Below are 13,023 nucleotides of genomic sequence, written 5' to 3'. Positions count from 1 at the left end.
ATTTTTGTCGGTGAGCCTGGCCTCACCCCGTCTCACGTCATGGAATCGTCTATGGTGTTGTCATCCGAATTACTGGCCAGCATCCTGGAAGAGGTGCGCCCGCTGCTCGGGCAGGGCAAGGTGGCCGATTACATTCCCGCGCTGGCGCAGGTGCCGGCGGACAGACTCGGGATCGCTGTCTGCACCGTGGAGGGGGAGCTGTTCACCGCCGGTGATGCCTTCGAGCCCTTCTCCATCCAGAGCATCTCAAAGGCCTTGAGCCTGACCCTGGCGCTCACCCTCTATCAGGAGGAGGAGATCTGGGCCCGGGTGGGCAAGGAGCCCTCCGGCCAGCCGTTCAACTCCCTGGTGCAGCTCGAGTTCGAGCACGGCATTCCCCGCAACCCCTTCATCAATGCCGGCGCCCTGGTGGTGAGCGATCTGCTGGAGACCCGGCTAACCGCCCCGCGCCAACGCACCCTGGAGCTGGTGAGACGCCTCTCTGGCAATCCGGCCATCATGGCGGACCAGGTAGTGGCCCGCTCCGAATATCAGCACGCCGCCCGCAACGCCGCCATCGCCTACCTCATGAAGGCCTATGGCAACTTCGAGAACGAGGTGGACAAGGTGTTGCAGAGCTACTTCAATGCCTGCGCCATCCGCATGAGCTGCGTCGATCTGGCCCGGGCCTTCATCTACCTGGCCAACCGCGGCGCGCCGCTCGGCGAAAATACACAGCTGCTGCCTGCCCGTACCACCAAGCAGGTCAACGCCCTGCTCGCCACCTGCGGCCTCTATGACGAGGCTGGCGACTTCGCCTACCGGGTCGGCATGCCGGGCAAGTCCGGGGTAGGGGGTGGCATAATGGCGCTGATCCCCGGCGAACTGACGGTCTGCGTCTGGTCCCCCGAACTCAACAAGGCGGGCAACTCCTTGGCGGGCACGGCGGCGCTGGAGCTGCTGGCCGAGCGCCTCGGCCGCTCCATTTTTTAACTTTGTTCACTATGCATCGAGACAACATCATGAAACGAATGACTGGACTGTGGCGAAGCGGCCTGGCCGCCTTGCTGCTCTGGTGTGCCTGGCCCGCCCTGGCCGCCGAACTGCCCCCTCTCTCCCTGGCCGATGCCAAGGCGAAGCAGGCCGTGATCCTGGATACCCGCCCCAGCTACTTCTACCAGGGCTGGCCCATGGCGGGCGAGAAGCAGGGGGGCCACGTGGCTGGCGCCGAGAACCTCTCCGCCGAGTGGAAATACAGTGACGAAGAGTGGCCCAAGGCGCTCGCGAGCAAGGGGCTGAAGGCCGATCTGCCGGTTGCCCTCTACGGCGCCCCGCGGGAAGTGGCCGAGGTGGCCCGCCTGCTGCGCCAGCAGGGCATCAAGCAACTGTTCGAGCTGCAGGGCTGGCAGAGTGCGCCGCGCGAGCACCTGGCCCGCTGGCAGCAGCTGGTCTACCCGCTCTGGCTCGCCGATCTGCAGGCAGGCAAGCAGGTGGCCGCCGCTCCCAAGGGGGACTGGAAGGTCTTCGAAGTCGACTGGGGTGCCCCCAAGGCTTATCTGCTGAGCCACATCCCGGGGGCCGGTTACATCGACACCAACCGCCTGGAAGAGGAGCCGCTGTGGAACAAGGTGTCTGACGAAGCCCTCAAGCAGCTGCTGCTGGAGAACGGCATCCGCCACGACACCACCGTCATCCTCTACGGTCGCAACACCATGGCGGCGGCCCGTGCCGCTCACCTGATGATGTATGCCGGGGTGGAAGACGTGCGCCTGCTGGACGGCGGCCTGGATGCCTGGTTCGTGCAGCACCTGCGTACCGAGACCGGCCTGGCCAACAAGTTTGAGCCGGTGAAGGAGTTTGGCGTGGCCATTCCGGCCCACCCCGAGTATTACACCACCCTGGACCAGGCCAAGGCGCTGCTCAAGCAGCCCGATAGCGCCCTGGTCAGCGTGCGCACCTGGGACGAGTTTGTCGGCAACACCTCCGGCTACAGCTACATCAAGCCCAAGGGCGACATCCCAGGGGCCAAGTGGGGTCACGGTGGCGTGGATGCCAACAGCATGAGCGACTTCCACAACCCGGACGGCACCATGAAACCGGCCCGCGAGATCCTCGCCATGTGGGACCAGTGGGATATAGCGCCCACCCAGCAGGCCGCCTTCTACTGCGGCACCGGCTGGCGCGCCTCCGAGGCCTTCTTCTACGCCTGGCTGATGGACTGGAAGCGGATCAGCGTCTACGACGGCGGCTGGTACGAGTGGAGCTCAGACCCCAAGAACCCCACAGTCACAGGTGAGCGCAAGCCGCAGGGCTGATCGCAAAGATCCGTGCGCCAGAAACAAAAAAGCACCTTCATGGAAGGTGCTTTTTTATCTGCGACGGGCAGTCATTTCACATCAGAAGGAGGCGACACTGCTCTGGCTGTAGAGTCCGTACTTTCTGGCCAGCATCTGACCCCCGTCCCGGGTCAGGGGGACCCAGCTGATGGTACCGCTGTCTATGGTGGACTTGAACATCATGAGGTCGAACGGGATTGTGATGTAGAGCCCCTTGGTGAAGCTCCCTTCACCGTACTCTTCTGCCGACACATTGGTGAAGGTCGCAAAGAAACCGGCGCTTATTCCCGAATCAAATTTCTTGGCGAAGTTGAGGGTGGCACCATAGTCCCCTGCCAGGTAACGACCCACCGAGATCTGTGCCGTCACCTTGTCGAGAAACGTCGGCTGCCAGTAGGTGGTGACATGGCCAGTCGCCACCTGATAATCAGCCAGCTGGAGGGTGTTTTCCCAGTCCCGCTGTTTCACCAGGTTGATGTCTGCCCCTATGGCCCAGGAGCGATTGAAGGGGCGATACAGGGTTTCACCACCGACCCCGGCGTACATCATCTCCAGATAGCCGCCATATGCCTGGGCGTACCAGGCATCATCATATTTATCCATATGGGTGAGCTGAAGGTTATTCAGGAGCACATCCGAGGAGGTGACATATTCCCGGATCCAGGTTCTGACCCGGGGCAGGGCCTCGCCATCGGGCGGGGGGGCCGTGTAATTGAACTTGTCATAGTTGTTGAACAGATTGAAGAAGAGCGTGCTGCTCAGCCAGTTGTGCTCTGTCATGTACCAGTCGGTATTGGCATTCAACCCGACCTGATACATGTAAAAGCTCTCTGAGCCCCCGATGGACTGGCTCAGTTTGGGCGCAATCTTGAAACTCCATGAGCGAGGCTCCGCCTCATGGCGCCTTGTCCCCTGAACCTGGGTCGGCGACTGACGGCTGACCTCGATCTCCTGTTTCTGGCCAAGGGGAAGATCGCTGTTGGCGCGGCGCACCGAGTCCAGATCGACGCGGGTCTCCTGCAGCGGCATTCCTTGCTTCTGCTCGATAATCCGCAACTGCTTCACCGACGCAGGGGCGTCATTGACGGCGAGCATGGTGGCCCTGTGCTCGCCCTGAGTCTGCTCCCGGAAGCGGGTCTGCTCACCCACCAGGGTAAGGGTGTCGTCATCGCCGTAGAGGGAAACCTCTTGCCAGCCTGCATTGGCGGCCAGCTGTGAGGACAAATCCTGCCAGTCCACCTCATCCAGAGAGGCAGTTTCGCTGGTCTGATAGGCCGGAACTGGGGGATCCATGAGTTTTGGTAGCGACAAGGAGGGATCGTTGAAATTGGTATGCAGTGTCATCCCCCACATCAGCGTGTTGCCGCGCTGATAACTGAGATGCATGTCGAGAGCATCATAGGGCTGGTAGACTATGCCCACATTGATGGGGGTGCTTTGTGTTATGACGCCCGCCGACTCGTGACTGTAATCATTGCCATCGTATTCAAGTTTCAACCTCAATGGTTGCCAGGGCGTCTGGTACTCTATCCCGCCAAAGAGAGCGGCAGGCCCATGGAACAGGCTGCCAAATTCAAATTTGCCACCACTGCCCGAGAACCCGTCGTCGCGTTGGCACCAGCCATCGCGGAGTTCACAGAAGGGGTTCTTGATGTTGCCACTCTGCCCCATATTTCCCCATGCCATGCCCAGGGTGAAATCCAGGTTCTGGTAACGCTTGCTGGCAACTATGTACTCGCTGTCAAAGAGTCCGGTCCCCATGACATCGCGAAGCCCGACAGAGACATGAGGGCGCCAGGTGGATTCATTCCATAGTCTGGCTTTGACATCCATCCCCTTGTCTTTATAGGTTTGATCGCCACTGAAGCTCTCATCATTGCTATACAGGCGGGTGCGAATATCGGTGTATCTCAGGGTGGCTTCCAGCCAGTCAAATGGCTGCATGGAGATAGACCAGCGTCGATATTCCTGGTTATCCATGTAGTTGAACGAGAACTCACCTTCTGGGGCCATGCGCGCCGTTGGCATCTGAAGCAGACCTACGCCACCAAAGTCACTCTGGGTGGGAAAGGTAGGGGAGAAACTATCCGTATTGGCGCAAGCGATAGGAGAGACAAGAATAGAGAGAGTGGCGATTCTGGTTAGCATTACTCGGGTATCCGATTAGCAATCATTTCGGCAATACGGAGATTGATGTTTTTAAATTTGGCTGGCAGCAACTCGGGAGCGAACCCGGCAAACAGTGTTGCACCGGGCATGGGCTCTATATGATATTCATTCCATACGGCCACGGGTGATAACTGGATGCTGCCATCTGGCTGGATAAGATATACCTGACCCGGGTTGGCACCGGCCAACAAGCTATGGCCTTGCCAATATTCAGCCAAACCTTTTCCATGTTCATGAGGCAATGACTTGCGGCTATTGATTAAACCCATCAAATATAAACGGGATGGCCGAGGAGAGACATAGAGTGAATAGTCACCGGCCAAGCGAGGGTTGTTGGCAGGTTCAATTCTGCTGAGATCGGGATCCAGCTTTATGTCAATCCGGCCTGTGATATCAAGCTGATCCAGCTCTCGCAACAGTTGCTGGGTTGTTTGAACCAGACCACCTTGATGTTCTCTCATCCATATCACCTGGAGTGATTTCACATCGCTGAGCAATCGCTCCTTGGCTTGCTGTGCCAGATGCTCTTCTGTGGGGGATGAGATGATGGCGGCAGGCCAATAGATATGGTCAGGTAGCTTGTTGTTATTCAGTAGCTGTTCAAGACGCTGACTATCCGAAAGGGAAATGGTGGTGCCATTGACATTACCGAAGACTACTTTGGTAACGCTGTCAGCGTGAAGCCAGGGTGCATAGCCTATCAATAACGAGAGTATTATTTTTTTCATGATGAGTAAGGCTTGGTAAAGACCATCTCTATGGTGCTGTTGTCAGGGCCTAGTTTTTGAATGGTCTTTCGGATCAGGCCAGATTTTTTGTCCAGCCAGTAATAATTATTCCATGTTTGACCATCTTTTATCGACTGTACTGTTTCCTCATAGAGGGAGGTCGCAATGATGGTGCCATTGATATCCAGGCTTTCATCCGCGAGCTGCCGGAATACACTATGCATGCTTCTCCCGCTGCGGCGATCATTTTCCCATTCGGCGCTGTAACTGAACTGTGCACCTGAGGTGATGGATGCCTGAGATAATGGGTCCTGAACCGTACCCAAGAAGTAATCAATATCATTGTCGAACTTCAATGTCTTTGTTATTCGGCCATGCTCGGTAACTATTATCCCTCTGTTACTGCTGATCCAAGACAATCTGTTGTTATCCACAAATGCAAGTACGACGAATATTTTTGGTCTGTCATCAATCGTTAAAAATGCACTGGCATAAGGCAATTTATTGATGGCCTCCGGGGTAATCGTTATTTCTTCATTCCCGGAGAAGAGAAACTTTAGTTGCTGATAGCTATCAAGGTTGTTATCTGCACAGCCAAATAATAACATGGATAGCATAATAACAAGGCGCTTTGTTAGCATGCGAGCATCACTGAATGAATCGGTATAAAAATAAAGACTGCCCTCGGGCAGTCTTTAAATCTTAATATCAACGAGCTGTGCTGGTCACAGTCGAGGTAGAGCTGTTGTCATCGTCGTTGCTGGCAACGGCGACGGCTACGCCGACGGCAACCGCGGCAGCTACACCCACAGCGACAAGGGCAGTGGTACCGGCAGCGGCGCCAGCACCAGCAGCACCAGCAGCACCGGCAGCAGTTTCAGCAGCCATGGTCTGGCCGGACAGGGCCAGCAGGGCAGTCATAATCAAAACACTCTTCTTCATATATTTCCCTTATAAAATCAGAATAGTCGAGGTTCGTTCTACTCTATTATGATGGCAAGCCATCGTTTTTGATCAGTTTGCATCCATTATCTTTTATCATGACGGAATGCAAACCGAACCAAAACTATCATCACTCCCAACATACCGCCCAACAGTGCACCCAATACAACAATCAGTGCCCGTTTGGGTTTTATTTTTTCTTCGGCTATGACGGCAGGATCAAGTACCTTAAATACGTATTCCTGATTGACCTCGGCGAGCATCAAGGTCTTGGTCTGCTCTTCGATCAGCTGATAAAAAACCTTCTGCATATCGGCGACAGAGGTTTTGGATAATTGCTCGGTCAGATAGGAAATATTGCGCTTTGCCTCCTCCTGATCCCGTTGTTTCATGGTGTGGTTGAGATCATTGATCAACCAGTCCACCCACTGCTTGGCTAACTGCGGTGAATAAAAGTCGACGCTGACTGTCAACAACCCTGTCTTGGGATCGCTATTGAGGGAGACCAGCCCCCTGAAAGCCTTGATCAGTTCCCAGTCAGTGGGCTCGGGTGACTTGCCAGCAGGTACTTCGCGCACCCACTTCTGGGTCACCGTATCGTAGATCTGAGGGTCGATGATCAACTCGCCAGTTGCTTTATCTATGCCAGTGGCGGCGATCAGAGGGACAGCCAGCTGGTGGTGGCGGATGAAATCCCCAAGAAACAGCCGTGACTTGCCCACTTCGATGGCTATCGAGGCTTTATCTCCGCCTTTGTTGCCAAGATCGACACCGGCCAGGCTGGCTAGCCCACCGAAGCGGGATGCCAGCGCGGAGAGTCCACCACCTTGCTGCTCAAGGGAGGGGGTCAGCAAGGCCTCGGCACGATAGATATTGGGGCTCCAGAGTGCAAAGGCTACGGCAAGGCAGGTGGCAATGAAGGTGGTGGAAAAGATCCACCACTTGCCATGCCACAAGGCAATCATCAGCTCCCGCAGGTCGATTTCATCACTTGCCGGAGACATGTCTCTCGGTAAGGGAATGACATTCACTTTTTGTGCTTCCATTATGATGTCGTGAGTCCTATGGAATATGAAATGACGCGTCCAGCGCGTTATTTGATGGCGGACCAGGCTACGCCCAACTGATACATGATCTGGGTTGCTGAGGACATGATGCTCAGGTTGTCCAGATAATCGGAGTCCACCGGCACTATGATGGTATCGCCAGGTTCAAGGCTCTTTCGTCCGCCAAACCAACTGTCATTGGGCAACAACACGCTGCCGTTGGCCTTGATGACATAGACGCGATCGGTATCGGCCTGTTTTTTGGTTCCACCGGCCAGGCTGATGTATTCGTTGATGCTGGTGTCCTCTTTGTAGATATGGGAAGAGGGGAACTGCACCATGCCTGCGATGGAGACCACATTCTGCATGGTCGGGATATATAATTTATCGCCATCCTCCAGCAATATATCGGATTGCTTTTCTCCGGAGAGCAGTGCTGGCATATCTATGGTCATCCGCCCAATGGCCTTGCTGTTCTCCAGTTGATTCACAACCGTCATGGCCTCGGCAGGAGAGCTGCTGTAGTTGGCAATGGTGCTCTGTCTGCGCAAGGTCATGGTCGATATCTCTTGGCGAAGTTCATCCCGCAGCATCACCAACCGTTGTTCTTCCTGCTGACGCAGGGCTTTACGTGCAAATATTGCACCGTTGGGATTGGCGTAGGCAGTAATACCACCCACACGTTCGATCAGATCGTGCAGGCTTTCTCCGCGACGCACGGTATAAGTGCCGGGGAATTTCACTTCACCGAAGACCTGAACGGTCGCCTCTTCCCGCCACTGTGGGTGGGGCAGGACGTTGATATTGTCTTTGGATTGCAGGAGGGGCGAACTGTACGGGCTATTGGCTGTGTCCAGAGAGAATCGCTCATTTTGGACCAGGATGCTGTCACCACGCTCATTGACGCGGGACAGTTCGACAATGTTGGCCTGCTCATTGAACCCACCGGCGGCGAGAATGGCATCGGACATGCGACTGCTCTCGGTCAGTGGGTAGAGGCCCGGGTATTTCACTTCCCCCCTGACTTCCATGATTTTGACCGGCTGGCCCTGAGTCGACTGCGCTTTCAGGCGCTCGATGACTGGCGCCAACAAGGCTTGTCTGGAGTCCGCCACAACGGCATCTGTTGCGGTTTTATCGGAAAGTGAAGAGAGCTTGATCTGGCTATCAGTATTCAATTCATCGTTTGTGACATTGGCGCCGGTGGATGCATCTGTGCGCATCATGGCAGCGTTGTCCAGTTCTCGAGACTTCGCCTTGAGATCCTTCACCTTGGTTGAGGTTGTGGCTGTCTCTCTGAGGCGGTCAGTAGCATCGTTGCGGAACACCAGCACCTGATCCCGGGCCTGAAGCAGGACATCATCCTTGCCACCAGGGTGTTGCATGGCATTGCCCAAATTGAATTGAATCACGCTGATATTACGTTGGGAGTCAATCTCTCTGACCACCAGAGCGTAACTCAAATCGGTAGCCGAAATGAGGTCTCGCTCAACACTCTGCAAAATAGTGCTGACCCGAGTACCGGGAGAGAAGCTGTAGACACCATCACGAACTACTGCACCTTTGACCACAATCGCCTGGCTATATTCGGTGCTGCTCGGTTTGACCGATATCTTGTCCCCGTCCCGAATACTGAAAAGGCGATCATGGGCGTTGGCCAGTGTCAGGTTGAACACCCTGAGACCGCTATCGGAGTGGCGCTCTACGGAGACTTCTTGCAACGCGGCGGCTTTGACGCCGCCAGCCAGTGCGAGCACATCTGCCAGCGGTGCCGAATTTCTCAGCTCGTAAATGGCGGGGCGCTTGACCAGCCCGTTGATAGCGACCTCACTGCCCTTGGCAGGAACAAACACAGTATCTCCGGCTTGTAAACGGATGTCTTGGCTGGTATCACCCCAGACAAGCATCTTGTAGAGATCCACATCGATGACATTTTGCCCTGCGCGTTTCACCTGGATTTTTCGCAAGGAACCGACTGTGTCTATGCCACCAGCGGCCTGCAATACCTGAGTCACGGTCGCCATGCCACTGACATTGTAAGCACCTGGGCGGTAGGCGTCTCCCATCACAAACACCTGCATGGAACGCATTGAACCAAAGCTGATGAAGGAATTTACACCAATCATCTGCTCCTTGATCCTGGATTCAAGGTCACTTCTGAATTGCTGGAAGGTTAAGCCACTGGCGGAGATAGGGCCGAGACTGGGAAAATCAATAAAGCCTTCCCGGCCGACACTCAAATCGTAAACCGCATTTTCTTTACCGTAGAGTTGAACATGAATTTCATCTCCAGGGCCAATAACATAGTCATCTGCAACTGGCATATCGGTAATAGGTGCATCCAGGATGGGCTCACCGGCAAATACATTATACCCAAATGGTTGCAAGTCCCCTGGTTGTGCCACTCCGGCAACGAGGGGACGCTGGGATACCTGGCTATAATCGAGTTCACGTGGGGCGGCAACAGGAACCGATGGTGTGACAGGTGTAATGGCACTGGCACTATTTAGCTGTTCAGTGGATATACCATACTGCTTTGCCAGAGCCTGCTGTTCTGCCGGTGGCAGACGCTTGAATTGCTCCATCATCTGCGGGCTTATCTGCGGTGCAGCGAATATATTCAAACTAATCGCAGCTAAGATCCATGGCGCTGTTATAACTTTCATTTTACGTAAAGCCTTGCAATGTGTTTGTTTTGACTGCTACAAGTCATCGACATAAATTAAATCATGTTTACTCATGAATTAAGTGGATGATCTTTTTATGCGATATTTCCTGTAAAAGGATTGGGCTCCATCATTGCAATATCTGTGAATGATCTCTTGTGTTTTATCGTTGGCAGTTAATTTAACTGCTCACTGACTCGTGTACTGTGCAATCAGTACAGGTCGTGACCATCATATATTGGCGACATAAGGGCATCACACAAACAGCATCAAATTGCTGCTCTGTCACAGTATTGCGAAGTTACTCAATGAGGGGCTCATCGTGGTGTCCATGTGGACTGGAGGTAAAACAGACATAGCTACCGCATCCGAATGACATATCGGCATTGAATGTAATTTTTTTGTTATGAAAAATGCTCACCAGACAGATCATGTCGCATCTGATGAGGCGAAAAAGATGAATTATTGATGGTTTTAGTAATTATGTTGCCATTTGAATTCAGTGTCGGAATCTATCAAAGGTGTATTTTTTTGCAACATATATCAGACAATTCTCAGTCTGAATGTCGGATGATTCTCAATCTCTGATGTTCTGAGTGCAAAATGCCGCCGAGTGTAGCGATTCGGTTTCCTTGTTGTTGGTTTTTTGTTTTTTTGTTTTTCTATGTCAGGGGTTAAATGGAAACATTGCTTCGGAAGTTGACTTCTAATTAATTTTGCTTTAGCCGGACAGGGGCTCAGCCCTGAATCCGCCTGAGCTAGGCTTCACTTATGAACCTAATGGTGAGAATGAAGAGGAGGATGGGCGATGAAACGACTGATGATGGTCCTGGTGTGCATGCTGGGGCTGGTGGCGTGCAGCTCTCAATACATCATGAGCACCCGGGACGGGAAGATGATTACCACCGACAGCAAGCCCAAGCTGGATGAAGACACGGGCATGTACCGCTACTACGACGAAGAGGGGCGGGAGATGTTGATCAACAAGGATGACATCACCCAGATCATGGAGCGCTGACCCTGACTGGCTGCTGGATGTGTTCACAGGGGCGTCTCGAAGGAGGCGCCCTTGCCATTTTCTGGCAGGCATTTATTCATCGTTACAAGAGGTGGCCCCATCCTTGGTCGACATGTCCAGCCAGGGTGACAGCCCTTAAATAATGAGGCTATACCTGCCTTCTTCATCCTCCTTTCTATGACTTGAATCCCATGGTGGTGCTGGCGAACCCGTTGTCTGGCTGGGATAAAAAGGCAATATTTTCCAATACAAATTCATCATGAATGGTGTCATATGACCTCATATTACATGGAGGTAAATGATGAAGATGGAATTTTGGCCCCCCAGGGCGACGCACTCTGTCCATATGCTGACGCTGATGCCGCCCCCTGCGCTCCCACCCAGGCTGCGGGAGTATATCTGCCGCGTGCTGAGCCTGGTTGCCAGTCTGCGTGAGCTGGAGGGAGACCTTGAGGGAACACGCCCTCAGCAAAACCGTCTGTGCGAGTCCCTGATGATATTGCTCGCGGAGATGGCCCAGCGGGCAGAGGATCCCGAGCTTGGACAGCTGTTCGGTGCCTTGTCGGAGAGCCTGGTTGGTGAGAGTCAAAAGAGCTCGATGTTGGCCGCGTCTTGGGCAGCAGGGCCCTGGCAGGGAGAGGGTGACCGTTACCATCAAACCATCTGGGAGAAAGTGTGACATGGCATTTTACAATGGATTTCTGTTGAGTCTTTCTCTGTGCCTGGACATAGGCCTGGCCAACATGGCGATGATCACCCTGGCCATGTCTCGCGGTTTTTCCCACGGCTTCTGGCTCGGGGTGGGAACCTGTGTGGGGGACCTGATCTATGCCATGCTCGCCATGGCGGGCATGGCCGTGCTGTTGCAGTTTGAAATGGTGCGCTGGAGCCTCTGGATCTTTGGTTCGGTCACCCTGATCTGGTTGACCATCAAGATGGGCTACGCGGCGCTGCAGGCACAGGATGGCGAGTTGAATGGCGTTGCGCAGTCCGGGGGGCGCTGGCGCCTGTTCGGCCGCGGCATGGTACTGGCGCTCTCCTCACCGACCGCCATCCTCTGGTTCGCGGCCGTGGGGGGCGCCATCATAGCGAGGCAGGGGGCGGATCCCCTGAATGCCGGGCTCTTCCTCTCCGGCTTCTTCAGTGCGGGGATCTTCTGGGCCCTGGTGCTCTGCACCCTTGCCTATCAGGGCGGGCGGTTGCTGGGGGAGAAGATGGTGCGCTTCTCCTACCTGGCGTCGGCACTGATCTTCGCCTATTTCGCCTGTTACGTGATCTATCAGGGTTATGTCGAGTTTGTGCCGGGGGCTCCGTAGCGGCTCGGACTGATCCCCATGACGCGGCGAAAGGCGTTGCTCATGTGGCTCTGGTCATAGAAGCCCAGCGCCAGCGCTATCTGGGAGGGCTTCTCTCCTTGCAGCAGGCGGCGACGGGCCTCCATCAGTCTCAGCTGGTTGAAATAGTGGATGGGCGGAACATGCAGCGCCTGCTGAAAGCTGCGAACCAGGTGGAATTTGGAGCAGCAGGCCACCTGGCAAAGATCATCCAGGCTGATCTCCTGGCTGAGGTGGTCGCGCATGTAGTCAAGCAGTTGGGGCAGCCGCCCCTGCAGCAATCGCGGTGTGGGGTCGCTACTGCGTTGCAGAGCGGCGAGCAGGCGCACCAGCCCCTCTTCCCGCTGGTTGGCCGAGGGGTGTCGATGCAGGTCCAGAATGGCGTGGAACAACGCCGGGAGCTGGTGTACTCCCTCCATGAATGCGGGGGGCGACTGGCCGGGCAGGAGTCCCGCCTCATCCAGCAGACTCTTCACCCGCTCCTGTGACAGATGCAGGCTGATGAAGCGGGTATCTTCCCCAAAGGTGGAGGCCTGCATGGTCAGCGGGTTGTAGAGCGTCACCTGGCCCGGCACCACCTCCTGCTCCTTGCCGTCAAACCAGATACGTTCCTGGCCGCTCAAGTTTGCCGAGAGCACATATTCCTCGTGGGTATGGCGAGGGTAACCCCCTCCCTGGCTGCTGATCAGGGCGACTTCCAGCTGTGGTTGGCGCGCAACCACCTCCATCCTTGGAGACATGACACATCCTTGTGATCCTGACTGTTTCGGGCTCTTTTTATAGCAGCTTTGCTGCTCGGTTGGTA

The 13,023-nt window shown here is 55.0% G+C and carries 11 protein-coding genes; 4 read left to right on the top strand and 7 right to left on the bottom strand.

Annotated elements, in window-relative coordinates:
* The first annotated feature begins 51 nt into the window (after nt 1–51).
* Nucleotides 52–972, top strand: coding sequence for a glutaminase B (glsB, locus tag ACFWHB_RS17065; protein ID WP_162627312.1), 921 nt, complete (start codon nt 52–54; stop codon nt 970–972).
* Between the two features lie 38 nt (nt 973–1,010).
* Nucleotides 1,011–2,294: a rhodanese-like domain-containing protein gene (locus ACFWHB_RS17060; RefSeq protein WP_395950216.1), complete on the top strand. Its 1,284-nt coding sequence runs from the start codon at nt 1,011–1,013 to the stop codon at nt 2,292–2,294.
* An 81-nt stretch (nt 2,295–2,375) separates the two neighbouring features.
* Here the strand turns inward: ACFWHB_RS17060 and ACFWHB_RS17055 are convergent, their stop codons facing one another.
* The 6 genes from ACFWHB_RS17055 to ACFWHB_RS17030 all read right to left on the bottom strand — a co-directional run bounded on the left by ACFWHB_RS17055 (nt 2,376) and on the right by ACFWHB_RS17030 (nt 9,866).
* A complete protein-coding gene (locus tag ACFWHB_RS17055) occupies nt 2,376–4,463 on the bottom strand; it encodes a YjbH domain-containing protein (RefSeq protein WP_395948911.1) in 2,088 nt (695 codons plus the stop codon).
* Nucleotides 4,463–5,212 (bottom strand): capsule biosynthesis GfcC family protein, encoded by a 750-nt coding sequence (locus ACFWHB_RS17050; RefSeq protein ID WP_392417403.1) that lies wholly within the window; start codon nt 5,210–5,212, stop codon nt 4,463–4,465. Before ACFWHB_RS17050 ends, ACFWHB_RS17055 begins: the two co-directional genes overlap by 1 nt.
* Complete coding sequence (locus ACFWHB_RS17045; protein ID WP_395948910.1) at nt 5,209–5,853, bottom strand: YjbF family lipoprotein; 645 nt, start codon at nt 5,851–5,853, stop codon at nt 5,209–5,211. The genes ACFWHB_RS17050 and ACFWHB_RS17045 overlap by 4 nt, the downstream gene beginning before the upstream one ends.
* Nucleotides 5,854–5,920: 67 nt before the next feature.
* Nucleotides 5,921–6,133, bottom strand: a complete 213-nt coding sequence (locus tag ACFWHB_RS17040; RefSeq protein ID WP_193353984.1) for a hypothetical protein — start codon at nt 6,131–6,133, stop codon at nt 5,921–5,923.
* Between the two features lie 107 nt (nt 6,134–6,240).
* Nucleotides 6,241–7,200: a Wzz/FepE/Etk N-terminal domain-containing protein gene (locus ACFWHB_RS17035; protein ID WP_395948909.1), complete on the bottom strand. Its 960-nt coding sequence runs from the start codon at nt 7,198–7,200 to the stop codon at nt 6,241–6,243.
* A gap of 47 nt (nt 7,201–7,247) precedes the next feature.
* Nucleotides 7,248–9,866 (bottom strand): SLBB domain-containing protein, encoded by a 2,619-nt coding sequence (locus ACFWHB_RS17030; protein ID WP_395948908.1) that lies wholly within the window; start codon nt 9,864–9,866, stop codon nt 7,248–7,250.
* A gap of 808 nt (nt 9,867–10,674) precedes the next feature.
* Between ACFWHB_RS17030 and ACFWHB_RS17025 the strand changes: the two genes are divergently transcribed.
* The gene (locus ACFWHB_RS17025) at nt 10,675–10,884 is read left to right on the top strand and encodes a YgdI/YgdR family lipoprotein (protein WP_106887720.1); all 210 of its coding nucleotides are present in this window, start codon (nt 10,675–10,677) and stop codon (nt 10,882–10,884) included.
* Nucleotides 10,885–11,588: 704 nt separating this feature from the next.
* Nucleotides 11,589–12,200 carry a LysE family translocator gene (locus ACFWHB_RS17020; protein WP_205597179.1) on the top strand — a complete coding sequence of 204 codons (612 nt, stop codon included), beginning with the start codon at nt 11,589–11,591 and terminating at the stop codon, nt 12,198–12,200.
* On the opposite strand, the gene ACFWHB_RS17015 is transcribed toward ACFWHB_RS17020, so the two are convergent.
* Nucleotides 12,170–12,958: a helix-turn-helix domain-containing protein gene (locus tag ACFWHB_RS17015; protein WP_395948907.1), complete on the bottom strand. Its 789-nt coding sequence runs from the start codon at nt 12,956–12,958 to the stop codon at nt 12,170–12,172. The genes ACFWHB_RS17020 and ACFWHB_RS17015 overlap by 31 nt on opposite strands.
* Nucleotides 12,959–13,023 lie beyond the last annotated feature (65 nt).

Source organism: Aeromonas mytilicola subsp. aquatica, from assembly GCF_044336385.1.
In the GTDB taxonomy this organism is placed as follows: Bacteria; Pseudomonadota; Gammaproteobacteria; order Enterobacterales; family Aeromonadaceae; genus Aeromonas; species Aeromonas rivipollensis.
This window is presented reverse-complemented; position numbering and strand designations above follow the sequence as displayed.

Bases quoted from the DNA above. Each gene is read 5' to 3' on its own strand.
- ACFWHB_RS17045 (WP_395948910.1), bottom strand. From the start codon at position 5,853: ATGCTAACAAAGCGCCTTGTTATTATGCTATCCATGTTATTATTTGGC.
- ACFWHB_RS17015 (WP_395948907.1), bottom strand. From the start codon at position 12,958: ATGTCTCCAAGGATGGAGGTGGTTGCGCGCCAACCACAGCTGGAAGTC.
- ACFWHB_RS17060 (WP_395950216.1), top strand. From the start codon at position 1,011: ATGACTGGACTGTGGCGAAGCGGCCTGGCCGCCTTGCTGCTCTGGTGT.
- glsB (WP_162627312.1), top strand. From the start codon at position 52: ATGGTGTTGTCATCCGAATTACTGGCCAGCATCCTGGAAGAGGTGCGC.
- ACFWHB_RS17035 (WP_395948909.1), bottom strand. From the start codon at position 7,200: ATGGAAGCACAAAAAGTGAATGTCATTCCCTTACCGAGAGACATGTCT.
- ACFWHB_RS17040 (WP_193353984.1), bottom strand. From the start codon at position 6,133: ATGACTGCCCTGCTGGCCCTGTCCGGCCAGACCATGGCTGCTGAAACT.
- ACFWHB_RS17050 (WP_392417403.1), bottom strand. From the start codon at position 5,212: ATGAAAAAAATAATACTCTCGTTATTGATAGGCTATGCACCCTGGCTT.
- ACFWHB_RS17030 (WP_395948908.1), bottom strand. From the start codon at position 9,866: ATGAAAGTTATAACAGCGCCATGGATCTTAGCTGCGATTAGTTTGAAT.
- ACFWHB_RS17025 (WP_106887720.1), top strand. From the start codon at position 10,675: ATGAAACGACTGATGATGGTCCTGGTGTGCATGCTGGGGCTGGTGGCG.
- ACFWHB_RS17055 (WP_395948911.1), bottom strand. From the start codon at position 4,463: ATGCTAACCAGAATCGCCACTCTCTCTATTCTTGTCTCTCCTATCGCT.